Genomic DNA, 17700 nt, shown 5'->3' with positions numbered 1-17700 from the left:
ACTCGTTATTCATTACTCATCACGTGATTTCTCTTTAGTAGTCGACGTATCAATAAGACACCAGACAACATACATAATGTAAATAGTATTCCCATTTTTATTATATCAAAGGGAATCGTTTGTTCATCTTGTTCATGAGTTGCCAGTCCTTCCGGTTCGCTTGCTACTTGCGTAACGACCTCGGCTGGTTCTTCCTTCACATCATCCACCGTACGATCGAATTCCAATTGCACTTCAGGAAGAAGAGGCGGTAACTCGTCCTGTTTTTGTTCTTTTTCTTCAGATGACTTTTCTATCTTTTTTTCTTTTTCATTCGTTTTTTGTTTAATTGGAGTAGTGGGGTTTTTAGGTTGCTCAGTTCGCTTAGTCAATGAAGATACTGCTTTGTTGTTTGAAGGTACTTTGTTCAAAAACTTCGCTATCTGTTGCTGATTGAAAGCAATTTGCAAAAACTCTTCCTGTACATGCGAGTTCTCGGATTCCTTCACTTTCATCCAAATACGAGTCCCCTTCTGGAAATCTTCTACTTCAAACTGCACAATACGTGTCTTGTTTTGTGATACCACTTTTGGTTCCACTAAATTCCCTTGCTGCTCTACTGTGAAGCCTTTAACCTTACTCGGTTGAAGAAACTCTAACTGCGCAAAGTATCGATTGTCACGTTTAATGATGTGCAGTACTTGATTGACATAGTCGTTCATTGCCGACGGTTTACCATCTGAAAGCAATCGGTAGTGTATGGTATTGTCACTTGGCTGAATAGACTGTGCTGGTTGAACCTGATCAAACGCCGGTAATGACTGCTCCTGGATCAACACTTCATATGAAAAAGATTGCTGTGCATGTTCTTTCGGCAAACGATATGTGCCCGTGAGTTCAATCTTTTGTTGTACATTCTCTATATCAAACTGAACTAAGTTTTCTGTTCGATTCAGTCGCGTGCTCGTTTTGTTCCCTTGCTGTACGGCAGTGATGTGCATTAGGATGTGATCATTCTTCGCCGCAATGGATAATGTATAGCGACCTTCCTTAACAGTTAACGTAGCCTGCTTAGTAAATACAACATTTGTGCCCTCGGCTTCATGTGATAGAAAACTTAGTTCAACTTGATACACGTCATTTGCAATTTCTTTCCTTTCGTTTGCGTTTACAAAATGAAAAGGAAGCCACGCAGAGATGAGTAGCAAAAGTAGTGGTAACAAAACCGTTCTTTTCATTTCAGACGTACACTCCTTTACACATTATGTAAAACAACAGGAACTTCCTTCCGCTTTTGAGAAAGCGAAAGGAAGTATCTGTATTCGTTCTTATTTATTCATAAATTCTAATGAACCAAATAAAATTTTAGCCATTTGTGTACGTTGTAATGAACTGCCTGAGTTGATCAAAACTTTACCGTTTGGCTGAGGGGCACCTGTCATGATTTTTTCTGCGTACAACAATGCAAATGCTTGCTTCGCTTCAGGATCTGTAATTGCTTTTCCATCTGCATAGAATGGGAGAGTTGTATCCCCTTTTTTGATTTCTTTACCTTCTGCAAATTGAATTGCACGGTATAACATCAATGCACCTTGCTGACGAGTCAATGTATTGTTCGGATTGAACTTTTCATTCGATTGGACAATGCCTGCTTCTGCAAGGGCATTGATTGCGCTTAGACGTTCTTTATCCGTAATTTTGTCTACATCTTTAAAACCTGCGTCCTTAGTGGATTCCAAGTTTAATGCACGTGCAACCATCAAGGCGAACTGTGAACGTGTAATGTTATTGCGTGGATTGAAGTTGTCCGCGCCTTTTACAATTCCTTTATCATACAACGCAAGAATCGCTTCTTTGTTACTGTCTTTGTCGATATCTTTAAACGGGTTCACAGTTGGTTTTGCACCATCAAGACTAATTTGTACTTTATGGTTTGAATCATATTTGATAGGCCCTTCATTTACAATAACGTGTAGATCAGCATTCACTAACTTCGTTAGATCCGCTACCTTGAATGTATATGTGCGTTCGCCTGTTGATTTATCATCTGTTGCTACAGGTACATCCTTCCCAGAGATTTTAAATCCGTGGATATAGCCGCCTTTAGGGAAAGTTACCGTTACTTCGTTACCGTCCGTAACTTTCTTTACAGATGCAACTGGCGACATATAATTATTCATAATGGACTCTTCATTCGTTCCATCTTTATAAACCTTGATGCTTATTTCCTCAATGACTTCTGCTTCATAATCAAATTCATACCACATGTCATGTCCTGGAACTTGAACGTGCATCTTTCCAGAGTTGATCTTGTTTAACTCTACTGGAAAACTGTACAATACAGATCCATCTGAGTTTTCCACTCCTGGTGTAGTAACAAATTCATTGCCTTGCTTTGTTTGTACTTCTGAAATCATAGGTGCTGACTTAGCGATGACTGTCAGATTTGCAAATGTCTTACCCTCATTTTCTACAATTGTTACTTGGGGCAAAACATGATTGCTAATTGCAGGTTGCGGTTCAGTTGTACCCGATTTATACACCTTCAAATCGACTGCTTGATCCACTGCTACCGCCTGCGTCAAAGCTGATGCTGCTCGGTCACTTGTGCTGATTGGGTTAGCGGACGCTGCTGTTGGAATAGCAATGGAAGCTGCTAGTAATGAAGCAAGTACTACTTTCGTCGCGCGAGATGATGTTTTTTTTGTCATAATTATTGTTCCCCCTGTTTTCTTTGGAATCTAGTTTTATACAATAAAAATGCAGAACCTGCCAATACAAAGATTAATAGGTACGGCGTTGAATCACTGGTTTGTGGATTCTTAACTGGTACTTGAGTAGTTGGTTTTTTTGTGACTGTACTGGTACTGGTGTTGGTATTTGTGTTAGTACTAGGTGGTGGGGTAGTAGTAGTTGCAGGTGGTTTTACTGCCGGTGGTGTCACGGCACTCTTATCCTCGAACACCAAATCAACTGTATACTCGTGGTGGTAATTGATGTGCTCTACGTCCACTTTCATCGGGATCTTCACTGGCTTTGAAATATCACTTACGCTAAACTCTACAACACGCGTATCTGCCTTCAGGTCTTCATTGACCACTTCTGCTCCGCCTGCTGGCTCGAACTTTGTAATCCAAGAACTGTTCTTAAGCGTAAGCTGTACGATGGCAGAACCATTCGTTACCGTTACAAGTGCCGGTTTTTGGAAGTAATCATTCGCAATAGATGCATTAGTGCTGTCCGGCTGATTAACTTGATAATTTAATTGCTGGGTACCGTTTGCTATTTTAGCGGATGCTTGCGGCAGCCCTATTGTCAGCACGAAAAAACTTACAACTAAAAAGTATAAAAATGCTTTTCTCACTTGGACATAATCTCCTCTCACTTGTTTATATTTATGCTACATAAATCCACCAACCGGCTTCCAGTCACTGGATATATTTCCACTTCTAAATTATCTCATAAATCGCCCCATACACAAATCATTGCAACTCAATCACCTAGTAGACTATGACAAGTATGTGACTTTCAAAGCGCGCAAATGAGAACAATTATCATTTAATATATAATGTTTTGCTAGTAATGTCAATTGGTTTTTGGAAAATTATTTCAATTTATGCAGTAGAATTTTCAACTAGTCACTAAATTGGACGCTTCGCATAGTCTAGATAGATACGATTTAGGAATGAAAGGGGTATTACGATGAATCTTCAGTCTTTCAGTGGTGTGGTAATGGTAATAAATGATTTTTATACAGGGCAAAATAAGGACGCAGGTTGCTACGTATTAATGACGGTCGACAATGGTCGAGGAAATGTCGTCAACTTTGTAGTAGAGCCGACTACTTATTTCGTTAATCATGTGAAAGTTCATGTAGGGGATCGCGTTACAGGATTTTATGATGCCGACGCTGCCACGCCTATGATTTATCCCCCTCAGTTTAGAGCGGTAGTTATGTCCAAAGATTCCAGGCGTGAAAACGTAAAAGTCGACTACTTTAATCGTCGCTTGCAAAGTAGTGATGGAACGCTTCAACTTAATCTGTCTCCGCAAACTGAAATACTTTCGACAAATGGTCAGTATTTCACAGGAAATATAGCAGAGCGGAATTTGATAGTTTTATATGGTGCAACTACAAAGAGTATCCCTCCGCAAACTACTCCACATAAAATCATTGTGATTTGCTCATGAATTTTGTACTTAGATAAAACGGAGACACGCGGCTTGATGCGTGTCTCCGTTTTATATGCAAAAGAACCGTTGTGTAGTCTCATAGATTTCTTTATACGCTTCATCAACAGTTACACCTTTAACTCTGGCGATACTGTTCATACTTTCATGCATCATGGAGGGATGTGTTAATTTTCCTTTGAAAGTATATTCAAAAGGCCATGGTCCATCTGTCTCTACCATTAATTGAGTTAACGGAACTTGTTTAACGATATGCTGAATCTTTTTCCGATACGTAACTTCTGGCGTCACAGAAATCATATAACCATTCGAAAGAATTCGTTGCACTATTATATCGTCCCCTTTAAACCAGTGAAAGTGTGCTTTCGAGATGGAATACTGTTCCAACATTTCACACACCATTTCCGCATCTTCATATACGGTATGTAAAACAATTGGCAAGTTATATTCGTCCGCCTTCCGAACAAAGCATTCCAACACTTCTTTATATAGTACTACGTCTAAGTCAGGTTGCTCTCGTCGTGAATAATAAGGTAACCCTACTTCTCCTATTGCTGCGAGACAATCTGCACGCTCATCGATTAATTGCAAAATAGCTGAAAGCTCACATTCACTCGGTAGAGCTTGTTCGGGATGATAACCTACAGCGGGTTTTATTCGTCTATCTATTTTCGAAAGCTCTAATTGCTTAACGGAAGATGCAAAGTCATTTGATACCGCCACTATCGAAGTTACATCATTCTCTTCCAATTCGCTCAAGATTTGAAGCCGATCTTCCTCTTCATACATATCCAAATGAATATGCGCATCAATTATCTGTCTACTCAAAACCGATCACCCGCTTCCACTAATCTGCAATGTTTCACGTGAAACTTCTATTCGTAAATGAACCTACACTATTATATGAGCGTCATACTAATCTCCATTATGAATAAATAGGCGGTGGCATATGAATATTCATGTATTACGTAATAAGACAATGAATTCTACACGACAACTCTTTAATTTTGGATGGCAACAAGCTTTAGCTTGCATCTTCCCTGTTATCATCTTCAGTTCACTTGCACTTACACAAATCATACCTTTACCTATCCTTCCACGATACGACTGGCTACTCATTATTTTTATCGGAACTCAGTGGTGGATGGTACGATCTGGACTTGAAACACGTGACGAACTTAAAGTGATTACGTTATTTCATATCATAGGCCTAACTTTAGAGATATTTAAAGTACATATGGGTTCCTGGTCTTATCCCGAAGAAGGTTTTTTCAAAGTACTCGGTGTTCCTTTATACAGCGGCTTCATGTATGCGAGTGTGGCAAGCTATTTATGCCAAGCTTGGAGAAGATTACACGTCAGCCTAATTCAATGGCCCCCGCTCTGGGCAGTTGTTCCGCTTGCCATCGCAATATATGGAAACTTCTTCACACATCATTATTGGATCGATATAAGATGGTGGTTGTCCGCATTAGTACTACTTATTTTTTGGCGTGCCTCGGTGAGCTATTGGATAAACGAAACCCAGTACCGTATGCCATTATCTCTCTCATTCATATTAATCGGCTTTTTCGTTTGGGTAGCAGAAAATATTGCTACTTTCTTCGGTGCTTGGACTTATCCCAATCAAAGCGAGACATGGCATCTCGTTGGCATAGGTAAATTAAGTTCTTGGTTATTATTAGTCATCGTCAGCTTCCTCATCGTAGCTGTGTTAAAACAAGTAAAAAAGGAATAGATATGTATATAGTAACAGGCAAATTCTTTACTATGCACATTCTCTTAGATGAGTGTATTTTACGGGAAATAAATGAACATGCTATATAAAAAACGCAGCAGGCTCAATTGCCTACTGCGTTTTTTTCTGATTAATGTGTAGTTGGTTTAGGGTAGTCAAAACCTTTTGTATCTACTTCAACTGTCTTCATTTTCTGCTCTTCAATAGGCTTGTCCATAGCATCTGTTTCATTAGCTACGATAGCATCCACTGTCTCCATGCCTTCCGTTACTTTACCGAAAGCCGCATACTCGCCGTCAAGTGAAGTGTTATCGTCTGTCATAATAAAGAATTGGGACCCTGCGGAGTTCGGATCTTGCGTCCGTGCAGTCGAAATCACACCGCGCTCATGTTTCATATTATTTTCAAAACCATTTGAAGAGAATTCTCCATCAATAGCGTATCCTGGACCACCTGAGCCGTCACCGGATGAATCTCCACCTTGAATCATAAAGCCTGGAATCACACGGTGGAAAATCAAGCCATCGTAATAGCCATCTTCAATTAAAGAAATGAAGTTCGCTACTGTATTCGGTGCAACAGTCGGCTCTAACTCTAAGACGATCTGTTCATCGTTTTCCATCGTGATTGTCACAATGGGGTTCTCTTTTACATCTGCCGAGTAATCAACCGCTGCTTCTTTAGGTTGCTCTGTAGATTCTTCATTCGGTGTCTCGACTTGTTGTTCTTCAGTCGCTTTCCCACACCCTACTAAAAGTACGGCCAACGCCATTACACTTATTAGGAAATACCATGCTGTATTACGCTTGAACATATCTTTCTAACACTCCTAACTCATTATATTCATCATTATAAACTATTAATCTTCGTTGTCTTGATCTTGATCGCGATAACGATAAGCCAATCCTTTTAAGAAGTTACGCGCATATCGGTCGCCACACGGTTTATAATTTCGATGGCCTTCTTTACGAAGAACAGCACTCAATTCGTTTTTAGAAATCGTTACCCCTGCATTTTCTAAAATGTCGAGCATATCCTCACTTGTAAGAGATAACGCGATTTTAACTTTCTTTAGCAAAATATTATTGACATTCCGATGGCCTTCCTCTGACATAAGAAATGGCTGTGGAGCATTACTGGTATTCTCCGGTACTCCTCTTTTCGAGCTAATCAAACCGTTTAAGAATGACTCTAACATCATGTTGTCAATTTCTTTTGCATATTCATTCATCTGCATTTCATCCGTGCTATCCTCATTCGTTTTCGTCAGCATTTCTTTGACTTCCGCTCTGTTTGTCTTCAGTCCGCCTAACGTAAACATTTCTACCACTGCCGAATCTTTTAGATCCAGTGCATAGCGTAATCTGCTTAAAATATCATTATTATTCATATCATCACCTGTACCCTCTCTAGTCTATAGCTGTAATTCTTAGTATAGCCTGATTCGTTATAATTTGTCTTCATTCAGTCGACTGACGTTGGATCTGGTTCCTTTTCAATTGTTTGCATAAACTGATCGCCAAAATCACAAATCGATGTAACGACTGGTTCCAATAATAAGCCAATTTCACTTAATTTATACTCCACTTTTGGCGGCACAACGGGATAGACGTAGCGCGTAATAATTTTATCTTCTTCTAATTCACGTAACTGTCTGATCAACATACGTTGATTGGCATCAGGAAGTTTTTTCTGTATTTCGCTTAGTCTCAATGGCGTTTCGTGCAGTAAGCACCAGATGATCGCAATTTTCCAACGTCCTCCAATAACGGACAATGCTAAATCCTTGCTTGTGAAGTACTGCTTATCTTTATAATGGATGATCATATTGCTTCACTTCTTTCTATACTATTCATGTTCATAGTGACAAAAGAGTCAGTATTGCATGGTGAATTATAATATGTAAAGATAGAAATGTAAACACTATAAAGCAAAAGAAAGAAGGGTTTCATTTGAAAAGTAGAGCAGCTGTAGCATTTAAACCTGGAGAACCACTTAAAATTGTAGAAATCGATGTAGAAGAACCAAAAGCTAATGAGGTATTAGTCAAAATTCTTTACACTTCTGTCTGTCATACAGACGCATATACATTATCTGGCGATGACGCAGAAGGAGTATTCCCTGCCGTGTTAGGTCATGAAGGCGCTGGTGTCGTAGTTTCAGTTGGTGAAGGAGTCACTTCCGTTAAACCTGGCGATCACGTAATTCCACTTTACACACCTGAATGCGGGAAATGTAAATTCTGTCTATCCGGTAAAACTAACCTATGCGGTGCAATTCGCGAAACACAAGGTAAAGGATTAATGCCTGACGGTACGACTCGCTTCTCTTACAATGGAGAACCTATTTATCACTACATGGGAACGAGCACATTTAGTGAGTATACTGTCGTGTCTGAGATCTCCTTAGTTAAAGTGGAAGACCACAACGTACCACTTGATAAAGTTTGTCTATTTGGATGTGGCGTCACTACGGGTATCGGGGCTGTTCATAAGACTGCGAAAGTAGAAGAAGGTGCAGTTACAGCAGTTTTCGGTCTCGGAGCTATTGGTTTGGCCGTTATCCAAGGACTAAAGCAAGCAAAAGCAAGCCGTATCATTGCAATCGATCTCAATGAAGATAAATTTGAACTAGCGAAGAAGATGGGCGCAACAGATTTCATCAACCCTTCTACATTCGATAAGCCCATCCAAGAAGTCATTGTAGACATGACGGATGGCGGCGTAGACTACAGTTTCGAGTGTATTGGTAATGTTGAAGTCATGAAAGCTGCTCTTGAATGCTGCCATAAAGGTTGGGGCGAGAGTGTCATCATTGGCGTTGCAGGTGCTGGTAAAGAAATTCATACTCGTCCATTCCAACTAGTTACAGGTCGCGTATGGCGCGGTTCTGCATTTGGCGGAGTAAAAGGCAGAACCGAATTGCCAGGGATGATTGATGACTACATGGACGGTGAAATTGATTTAGATTCATTCATTACACACCAACTAAACTTCACGGATATCAATGAAGCATTTAATTTACTGCATAAAGGTGAATCAATTCGATCAATACTAACATATGGAGAGTGAGATCATGAATGTAGAACGCGTTGAGCAAAGACGATCTTTTGGTGGGGAACAAAACAAGTACAACCATTATTCAGAAGTCCTCAAGTGTGATATGACATTTAGTATCTTCTTACCGTCAAATAAAGAACAAAAAGAACTACCGCTCATTTGGTTTTTATCGGGATTAACATGTACCGATGATAACTTCAGTCAAAAAAGTGGTTTCCAAAGCTTGGCTGAAAAAAATCAAGCGGCAGTGATTATTCCAGATACATCACCGCGCGGAGAAGACGTAGCGAACGATGAAGCATTTGACCTTGGACAAGGTGCGAGCTTTTATCTAAACGCAACTGAAGAGCCATGGGCAAAGCATTATCAAATGTATTCATATATAACGCAGGAGCTTAGTGAAATTGCTGCTACTCTAGTGCCTAACTTCTCGGGTAACGAAAGTATCATGGGTCACTCGATGGGTGGTTATGGTGCATTGATGATCGGAATGAAGAATGGAGATCGTTTCAAAGCGATTTCCGCGTTCTCTCCGATTTCAAGTCCGAGTGATGTTCCTTGGGGGATCAAAGCGTTTACGGCGTACCTAGGTGAAGACAAAACGACCTGGAAAGAGTGGGACACTGCTGAGCTAGTGAAGGAAGCAGGTATTCCGCCAATCCTGATCACGCAAGGAACTGCAGATGGCTTTTACCCGGAGCAGTTGAATGAGAAACCGTTCCTTGAAAATGCGAAGCAGCATAATCAAGCAGTGGAATATAACAAAGTAGAGGGCTATGATCATAGCTATTTCTTCATCTCTTCCTTCTTAGAGGAACACTTTAATTTCCATATGCAGAACTTGAGATCACTTGAATAAATGTAGATAGTTGAAGTAGGATACTGCATGGAATTTCCATTCGAGGGAGGACGCTTTCCGGAGGGCGTGGTTTGAGCCATGCTTATGGGAATGCGTCTCCTTGCAGCATCTATCAACAGTGCCTGTCACTATTTTATTTACCTACATTCCGAATGTCCACATTGTTTATAATGTGGATGTTTTTGTTTTTTAGAGTATATGAATTAAGATAGAAGGAACGTATTAAAATCTTTTACATAGGAGGGACAGTTACGATGGATCTAAAGAAAATGTTAGCCGATGAACGTGTGAAGCCGTATGTTCTAAAAGCTCGGTATGGTATTGAAAAAGAAGGCCAACGCGTGGATCTTGCGGGAAATTTAGCGACGACGGATCACCCTACAAGCATTGGAATGGCAGATGAACATCCGTATATTCAGCGCGACTTCTCGGAAACGCAAATGGAATTGATCACGCCTGTCCTGAACACACGGGACGAATTATTTGATTATTTATCGGCTATCCATGATGTGGCACACCGCTCCATGGGCAAAGGTGAAATGCTATGGCCTTTAAGCATGCCACCTGCACTTCCTGAAAAAGAGGAAGACATCATAATTGCGAAACTGGATAACTTTGAAAATGTTCTCTATCGACGCTCTTTGGCTAATTCATACGGTCGCCGGAAACAAATGATTTGTGGCATTCATTTTAACTTTGAATTCAGTGATGAACTGCTCGAGAAACTATTTAATTTACAGTCCGAAATCGACAATTATCAATACTTCAAAACAAATATTTACTTGAAACTTACAAGAAATTATTTATACTACCGCTGGCTCGTGACGTACTTTTATGGTGCCTCCCCTACCAGTAATGAGAACTTCTACGGATGTGATGATCAGCCTAATGAACCGGTTAGAAGTATTAGAAGCAGCAGATTTGGCTATGTGAATCACGATGATGTGAAAGTTTCATTCAGCTCGATAGAGAGCTATATTGAAGATTTATCTTGTGTTGTAAATAGAGGTTTGCTTGTGGAAGAAAAAGAATTCTATACCGCGATGCGCTTACGTGGAAGCGAGCGCGTAGAGAAATTCTTGACCGAGGGCGTCCGTTATGTAGAATTACGAAATATTGATTTAAATCCTTTTGAGACGAATGGAATCAGTTATGAACAAGTGGAATTCCTGCACATTTTCTCACTGTATCTTCTGCAGAAAGATGAACATCCAGAAAGTGATGAGTATGGAAAAGTCGGCGATGCACGTAATGATGTAGTTGCCCTTGAGCATCCATTGTCACATACAGCGTTTGAAGCAGAAGCTTACGAGCTAGTTGAAGGTATGGAAAAGTTGTCTAAGGAATTGGACTTCCCTGTTTCTGACTCATTATTTAGCAATTTGAGAGCTATGCTAGAAGATCCTTCGAAGACATTAGCCGGCAGATTGTACACGGAAAGCAAAAAAAGTAGTCAAAGCCAGGTAGCTATAGAAATTGCAAAAGAAACCCACGCGAATCTATGGGAAAAACCGTATGAGTTAACGGGCTTTACCGATATGGAATTGTCTACGCAGATTCTCATGTTTGATGCATTTCAGCAAGGTATCAAAGTAGAAATTTTAGACCGTCAAGATCAGTTCTTAAAGCTGAAATTACGAGACCATGTAGAGTTTGTCAAGAACGGTAATATGACGAGTAAAGATACGTATGTCTCTACTTTAATTATGGAAAATAAAACGGTAACGAAGAAAATTCTTCACCAAGAAGGCTATCGTGTACCAGGCGGTGACGAGTTCAGTAATATCGAAGATGCATTGCGTGCCTTTGATATGTTTGCTAAGACACCTTTCGTTGTGAAGCCAAAAACAACGAACTATGGAATAGGCATATCCATCTTTAAAGATGGTGCCAGTTATGAGGACTACGAGAAAGCGATCACGCTCGCATTCGACGAAGACTCGTCTGTCTTGGTAGAAGAGTTCCTAGACGGCACAGAGTACCGTTTCTTCGTGTTACACGATAAAGTACTTGCGATCATGCTACGCGTGCCTGCAAACGTCACAGGAGACGGCACACACACGATTAAGGAACTCGTTGAAGAAAAGAACCGAAATCCACTAAGAGGTACAGACCACCGCACGCCATTAGAACTTATTCAACTGGGCGAACTAGAGGTTCTTATGCTAAAAGGTCAAGGTTATCAACTAGATTCGATTCCCAAAGACGGCGAAATCGTCTACTTGCGTGAGAATTCCAACGTCAGTACTGGTGGAGACTCGATTGATGTCACCGATCAGTTTACCGACGATTATAAAAAGATTGCAGTAGATGCAGTAGCCGCTCTAGGCGCAAAAATTAGCGGTATCGATTTGATTATTGAGGACCTTGATGTGCCAGCAGCAAATCCAGGCGCCTATGGCATCATTGAAGCGAACTTCAACCCGTCGATGTATATGCATATTTACCCTTATAAAGGTGAATCACGTCGAGTGACGACGGATATTTTACATTACTTATTCCCTGAACTTCTATAAAGTTATTTTACGCAATAAATCAAAGTGTTTGCATGGTAACTACGCATAAATAATAAAAATCTATGTTGCACCACTAAAACAAGCCTACCCAGTTTATATCTGGATAGGCTTGTTTATGCTTGATCAAGTTAGTAAATAAATTAAAATGGATTAGTCGCAATGAAACTTGCTGTTTTCACATAAACACGTCGATTTAATTTCAATTGATTTACAATCACTTCAGCAATGTCTTCTGATTGAATCAATTTAGAGTCATCGTTTTCTTTAATCAAATTTAAATCTAATGCTAAATCTGTTGCTACCGTACTTGGAGTTAGTGCGGAAACACGTATATTATTTCGACGTACGTCTTGTGCCAATGATTCTGTAAAGCCAATTACCGCAAATTTGGATGCACTGTATGCACTTGAAGTAGCCGCTCCATTTAGACCATTTGTCGATGAAATATTAATGATGTCACCCGCATTTTTTTCAATTAACTGCGGTAATACAGCACGTGTCACATAATATGTACCCATCAAGTTCACATCTACTATGTTCTTCCATTCCTCCGGGTCCATCTCCAAGACAGTACCAAATGTTGCAATACCCGCGTTATTAATTAATATATCAGCAGTACCTAACTCATTGGTTAATGATGCAATGGCTTCTTCAACTTGCTCTTTAGATGAAACATCAGCTGTTGCGTAAGCGACTTTCACACCATGACTTTCAATATCAGCTGCTACTTCTTTTAAAGCAGATTCAGTTCTTGCTAGTAATGCAATATGGACTCCCTCTTTTGCTAAATGAAGTGCCGTTGCTTTCCCTATTCCTCGTGCTGCGCCAGTAACAAATGCTACTTTTCCAGTTAATGATTGTGCCCTTTTTAAAGGACCCCTTTCAAGCGTTGTATGTTTTATTTTTAGTATACCCGTTGAAAAGATCCTTAGCATGAATGGACGCTTGTATAGCTATTTTGTAAAGTTAACTACTATTCTACTCATAGTTCCTTTAGTCATTTTTAACGAAACAAAGAAGGCTCACTTCTATGGATTTTGTTAAGTGCGGAAGGGTAAACGTAAATAGAATCAAACTCATATCGGAAGAAGTTCTGATTAATATTATTTTTAATCATCTCTCTTATATATGCACCTATCCGAACTGCAAAATTGTTAAAGTGTTTATTTGACAGCTCAATTCCTTTATCCGTATCCTTTACTCTTTTTACATACAAAGAATCCCGTATGATCCTGTACGGTTCAGGGTCAAACGGGATTCCATTATTACAAACGACCAAGGGTCATTGTTTTAGATTATTCTCTTGTTCAAGGTCATTTGTTTTATGATGACTATCAAGAAGAATTTGTTTAATTTCTTGTATATCTCTTTTTACTTCTTGATTTTCTCTAAGTAGACGTTCCATTTTTTTCTCTCGCTCATGTTCATCATCCTGGCCCAAATAGCTTAGAATGACAGCAACGACAAGATTTAAGATGACTAAAGCACCTATAATGATAAAAGATACAAAATAAGCCCAAGCCCACGGAACCTCATTAATAATCGGTCGGGCAACTTGACTCGCCCATGATTCAAACGTTACAACCTGCAATAGTGTGAACAATGCTGTATGAAAACTACCGAAAAATTCATAGGGAAGCACTTCACTAAAAAATGTCGTTCCAATAATCGCATAAATAGAAAAAATTAAAAACGATAATCCTAAAATTCCTGTTAATGCAGGTAGGGATTTCATTAATGAGTCAATAATTTTTCGCAATGCTGGAATGGCCGGTATTAATCTAATTAAGCGCAACACTCTAATTAACCTTAGTATACTGACAAATGGTGTTGCGTAAAATATCAAACTCGCGACAACAATGATAAAATCAAATATGTTCCATCGATCTGAAAAATACCCTTTAAGTCCGTAGCCGACTAATTTTAATATTACCTCTAAGGCAAAGATCCACACAATGATTAGATCAAGAGTTAGTAATACGGAGTTTCCAGCAAAGTAAGTCTCACTAACGATAATTAGTCCATTTATCAGTATAAGACTAATAATAACTGGCTGAAAGTATTTGTGCATTACCAACTTAGTAATCAAGTCTCTTAAAGACCCTCTACCATTCCACTCTTTATTGTTTTTAAATTTTGTTTGCGGCAATCTAAATTTCCTTTCATTAATTAATTAAATCGTTACTAGTATAACAGGTTCTTGCGTAATTAATTTACTCTGGAAGATAATTTATTCAATAATTTTGATGACAAGCTGATAAAGAGGACACAAAATGAGGCACGATGGAAACGGCAAACTAGATTCCGCTTATAAAAACCTCACCTACTTATGATAAGGCTCTCCCTTAATAATCCGAAATCCACGATAAATCTGCTCCACCAACACCAACTTCATCAACTGATGCGGAAATGTCATCTTAGAAAACGATAACTTCTCATTCGAACGTTGCAATACACTACTATGTAAACCCAGTGATCCGCCAATAACAAACACAATCTTGCTTTTACCATACGTCATCAACGAATCAATACTAGCTGCAAATTCCTCAGAAGTTTTCATTTTCCCGTCGATTGCTAGTGCAATGACATGCGAGTCTGGTGCAATTTTCGCTAGAATTCGATCGGCTTCTTTCTTTTTAACGATTTCCATGTCGGCTTCGCTTAGTGTTTCGGGTGCTTTTTCGTCCGCCACTTCAATTAATTGCATTTTTGCATAGCTGTTCAGACGTTTTGTATACTCTTCTATTCCTTGTTTCAAATACTTCTCTTTTAACTTACCCACGGTCACAATTGATATATTCACAGTTTATCCACTCGCCCTCTAAATGTTATACACAATACTTATGCACATATCCACAACTCTATCTACATATTGTGTCCGATTATTTGTTCTGTACTACATGTAAATTTCTCTGATTATTGTATCATACGAATGTGGATAACTTTTTATCCGTTTTATAATTTGAATAGAATGATCTTACTCCCAAAAAAAATGAAAATACTCCAACCTATTGACCTGTAAGGGATTAACACTTGTCACTTTAGTTTTATTTAGTTTTTTTCGAGTATTTTCTTTTACACAATATTATACACATTATTTCGATTTTATCCACAATTGGATAACTTCATAAAAAAATCAGGCATCATAGCGCATTTTCGCTAGATGCCTGATGTGGGCGGAAAGTTGTTCACTATGTGGACAATATACTTTTTCTTAGAATGTGTTTCCGTCTTTCAATACCATTTCCAAGTCTACTTTCTTTCCATCCCGATAGACTGTAATTTTCAATGGATCGCCAATTTCTTTTTTATTATACAAATACTTACGTAGACTGACCATATCTGTCACTTTCTCTTCATCCAACTGGACGATTATATCATACTTCTTCACGCCTGCTTCTAATGCGGATGAATTTGATATGACATCCGTAACGACGACGCCTTCCGTTACTTCTTCAGGCAAGTTCAACGTCTGTTGCTGTTGCTGAATGGGAATCTGTTGAAGATCAAGTAACGATACGCCCATTGTCGGACGATTTACTTGTCCTGTTTCTTCTAAGTGTTCAATAATTGGTAATGCAATATTGATTGGAATAGCCAATCCGATTCCTTCTACTGTTGCTTCAGAGATCTTCATGGAGTTGATCCCGATCAATTGACCTGCCATGTTGATTAATGCACCACCGGAGTTCCCGGGATTGATTGCCGCATCTGTCTGCAAGACGTCTGCTTGCCAATCGATGTTCCCATCTTTGTTTAAGTCCATTGGAATGGAGCGATCTTTACCTGAAATTACACCCACTGTGACGGACCCTGCAAAGCCAAGTCCTAATGGATTACCGATTGCAATAACTGATTCTCCACGTTTTAACGCATCTGAATCACCGAATTCTACCACTGTATCAACGTGTTCTGCATCAATTTCGACTACAGCCAAGTCTGTCCATAGGTCACTGCCGATTAATTTCCCTTCAACTTTAGTACCATCATCAAAACTAATTTCAAGTTGTTCGGAATTTTCTACGACGTGGTGATTGGTGACGATATATGCTTTGTCGCCTTCTTTTTTATATAGGACACCAGAACCTGATCCGGCTTCTTGAGTAGATGTTGTGGAAGACCAGAAGTCTTGGACTGTCTGGATATTTGTAATACCAACAACGGCATTTGCGACGTCACCTACAACATCGGTAATTTCGCTTGAGATATCCATTGATACTTGGGCATGTTCCGAGTTGGTTTTGTCTTCTGGTTGTTTAGATGTTGCAACATCGTCATTACTTGATGAACCAGTTGCGTACATCATGACTAAAAATACGATTAAACCACCCAACAATGCGCCAAGTAAGCCGGGCCAAAAACTACCTCTACGTTTTGTATTTCGTTTTGGTTCTACCGGCGGAATTGGTTGTTGCCATTCCGTTTCTTCTTTTCTTTCTTCTCTTCTTTCATCATCCATTCGCATTTCCTCCTTATTAGAAAGTAATCCTACATGTACTGTACCCCAATAACTCTTTGAAAATGCAAAAAGCCTCACTAATTTAGCAAGGCTTTTCGCAAGTACTTCAGACTAGCACAAGCTCTGTAGATTCTGATGCATCCGTATCATGCAAATGAACAAATTCTCCTGCACGAATGCCGCAATCTTCGAGGGTTTGTGCTACGCTCATGCGCGCCAAGTCTTTCATATTATTATCTAAGCTAAGATGGGCTAAATAAATATGCGCTTCTTTTTGAGCTACTACCTCACTCATTGCGACGGCTGCATCTTCGTTCGATACGTGGCCCACGTCACTTAGTATACGGCGTTTGATGGACCATGGATAACGTCCCATTTGTAGCATGCTAACGTCGTGATTGCTTTCAAATACAAAGCTGTCAGCTCCGTGGATATGACCCTTCATACGGTCACTGACGTAGCCTGTGTCCGTAATAATCGCCAGTTTACGGTCACCTTCATTGAATGTATAGAACATGGGGTCTGCTGCGTCATGGGATACAGCAAATGACTGGATATCCAGTGAGCCAAATGTTTTCACCGTTTCCATGTCGAAGTGGAAACGCTGATCAACGGGAATCTCTCCTACAAGTCCGTCCATCGCCTGCCACGTTTTGGCGTTGGCATAAATGGGTGTTTTATACTTCCGGGCCAGTACGCCGATCCCTTTAATATGATCACTGTGTTCATGTGTGACGAAAATGCCGTCAATTTGTTTCATCGAGCGATTGATCGATCCGAGCAAACCTTCAATTTTCTTACCGCTCATGCCGGCATCTACGAGAAAAGCATGCTCATCTGTCTCTATATATAGCGAGTTGCCTGTACTGCCACTCGCCAAAATGCTAAATCGCATGTGG

General features: G+C 39.7%; 17 protein-coding genes. 5 read left to right on the top strand and 12 right to left on the bottom strand.

Going from position 1 to position 17700, the window contains the following annotated elements:
* Positions 1-5 precede the first annotated feature (5 nt).
* The 3 genes from CSV80_RS09620 to isdC form a co-directional block, all read right to left on the bottom strand.
* Positions 6-1217: an NEAT domain-containing protein gene (locus tag CSV80_RS09620; RefSeq protein WP_099670654.1), complete on the bottom strand. Its 1212-nt coding sequence runs from the start codon at positions 1215-1217 to the stop codon at positions 6-8.
* Between the two features lie 90 nt (positions 1218-1307).
* Positions 1308-2690: an NEAT domain-containing protein gene (locus tag CSV80_RS09615; RefSeq protein ID WP_099670653.1), complete on the bottom strand. Its 1383-nt coding sequence runs from the start codon at positions 2688-2690 to the stop codon at positions 1308-1310.
* A 2-nt stretch (positions 2691-2692) separates the two neighbouring features.
* Positions 2693-3343 (bottom strand): heme uptake protein IsdC, encoded by a 651-nt coding sequence (gene isdC, locus CSV80_RS09610; RefSeq protein WP_233201560.1) that lies wholly within the window; start codon positions 3341-3343, stop codon positions 2693-2695.
* A gap of 338 nt (positions 3344-3681) precedes the next feature.
* Here isdC and CSV80_RS09605 point away from each other — a divergent pair, with 338 nt between their 5' ends.
* The gene (locus CSV80_RS09605; RefSeq protein ID WP_099670651.1) at positions 3682-4170 is read left to right on the top strand and encodes a hypothetical protein; all 489 of its coding nucleotides are present in this window, start codon (positions 3682-3684) and stop codon (positions 4168-4170) included.
* 51 nt (positions 4171-4221) lie between these two features.
* On the opposite strand, the gene CSV80_RS09600 is transcribed toward CSV80_RS09605, so the two are convergent.
* Positions 4222-4998 (bottom strand): TatD family hydrolase, encoded by a 777-nt coding sequence (locus CSV80_RS09600; RefSeq protein ID WP_233201559.1) that lies wholly within the window; start codon positions 4996-4998, stop codon positions 4222-4224.
* 121 nt (positions 4999-5119) lie between these two features.
* On the opposite strand from CSV80_RS09600, the gene CSV80_RS09595 reads away from it, so the two are divergent.
* On the top strand, positions 5120-5908 hold the full coding sequence (locus CSV80_RS09595) for a DUF817 domain-containing protein (protein WP_369802818.1): 789 nt from the start codon (positions 5120-5122) through the stop codon (positions 5906-5908).
* Positions 5909-6038: 130 nt separating this feature from the next.
* Here CSV80_RS09595 and CSV80_RS09590 read toward each other — a convergent pair whose 3' ends face one another.
* From CSV80_RS09590 to CSV80_RS09580, 3 genes are all read right to left on the bottom strand, one after another.
* Positions 6039-6722, bottom strand: coding sequence for a peptidylprolyl isomerase (locus CSV80_RS09590; protein WP_099670650.1), 684 nt, complete (start codon positions 6720-6722; stop codon positions 6039-6041).
* A gap of 45 nt (positions 6723-6767) precedes the next feature.
* On the bottom strand, positions 6768-7298 hold the full coding sequence (locus CSV80_RS09585; RefSeq protein ID WP_099670649.1) for a YehS family protein: 531 nt from the start codon (positions 7296-7298) through the stop codon (positions 6768-6770).
* A gap of 74 nt (positions 7299-7372) precedes the next feature.
* The gene (locus CSV80_RS09580; RefSeq protein WP_029054354.1) at positions 7373-7735 is read right to left on the bottom strand and encodes a winged helix-turn-helix transcriptional regulator; all 363 of its coding nucleotides are present in this window, start codon (positions 7733-7735) and stop codon (positions 7373-7375) included.
* A 125-nt stretch (positions 7736-7860) separates the two neighbouring features.
* Here CSV80_RS09580 and CSV80_RS09575 point away from each other — a divergent pair, with 125 nt between their 5' ends.
* The 3 genes from CSV80_RS09575 to gshAB all read left to right on the top strand — a co-directional run bounded on the left by CSV80_RS09575 (position 7861) and on the right by gshAB (position 12342).
* A complete protein-coding gene (locus CSV80_RS09575) occupies positions 7861-8979 on the top strand; it encodes an S-(hydroxymethyl)glutathione dehydrogenase/class III alcohol dehydrogenase (protein WP_099670648.1) in 1119 nt (372 codons plus the stop codon).
* 4 nt (positions 8980-8983) lie between these two features.
* Positions 8984-9826: an S-formylglutathione hydrolase gene (fghA, locus tag CSV80_RS09570; protein ID WP_099670647.1), complete on the top strand. Its 843-nt coding sequence runs from the start codon at positions 8984-8986 to the stop codon at positions 9824-9826.
* A gap of 254 nt (positions 9827-10080) precedes the next feature.
* A complete protein-coding gene (gene gshAB, locus CSV80_RS09565; RefSeq protein ID WP_099670646.1) occupies positions 10081-12342 on the top strand; it encodes a bifunctional glutamate--cysteine ligase GshA/glutathione synthetase GshB in 2262 nt (753 codons plus the stop codon).
* A gap of 140 nt (positions 12343-12482) precedes the next feature.
* Here the strand turns inward: gshAB and CSV80_RS09560 are convergent, their stop codons facing one another.
* From CSV80_RS09560 to CSV80_RS09540, 5 genes are all read right to left on the bottom strand, one after another.
* On the bottom strand, positions 12483-13277 hold the full coding sequence (locus CSV80_RS09560) for a 3-ketoacyl-ACP reductase (RefSeq protein WP_099670645.1): 795 nt from the start codon (positions 13275-13277) through the stop codon (positions 12483-12485).
* 347 nt (positions 13278-13624) lie between these two features.
* Positions 13625-14491, bottom strand: a complete 867-nt coding sequence (locus tag CSV80_RS09555; RefSeq protein ID WP_233201558.1) for an ion transporter — start codon at positions 14489-14491, stop codon at positions 13625-13627.
* A gap of 174 nt (positions 14492-14665) precedes the next feature.
* A complete protein-coding gene (gene rlmH / locus CSV80_RS09550) occupies positions 14666-15145 on the bottom strand; it encodes a 23S rRNA (pseudouridine(1915)-N(3))-methyltransferase RlmH (protein ID WP_099670644.1) in 480 nt (159 codons plus the stop codon).
* 411 nt (positions 15146-15556) lie between these two features.
* The gene (locus tag CSV80_RS09545; RefSeq protein WP_099670643.1) at positions 15557-16801 is read right to left on the bottom strand and encodes a S1C family serine protease; all 1245 of its coding nucleotides are present in this window, start codon (positions 16799-16801) and stop codon (positions 15557-15559) included.
* A gap of 106 nt (positions 16802-16907) precedes the next feature.
* Entirely contained in the window at positions 16908-17696 is a 789-nt protein-coding gene (locus tag CSV80_RS09540) for an MBL fold metallo-hydrolase (protein WP_029054361.1), read from the bottom strand.
* Positions 17697-17700: the final 4 nt, after the last annotated feature.

Origin of the sequence: Sporosarcina sp. P12(2017) (assembly GCF_002743035.1) — a bacterium.
Lineage (GTDB): Bacteria > Bacillota > Bacilli > Bacillales_A > Planococcaceae > Sporosarcina > Sporosarcina ureae.
Note: the sequence above shows the minus strand (reverse complement) of the source record. Positions and strands in the feature narration are given on the sequence as shown.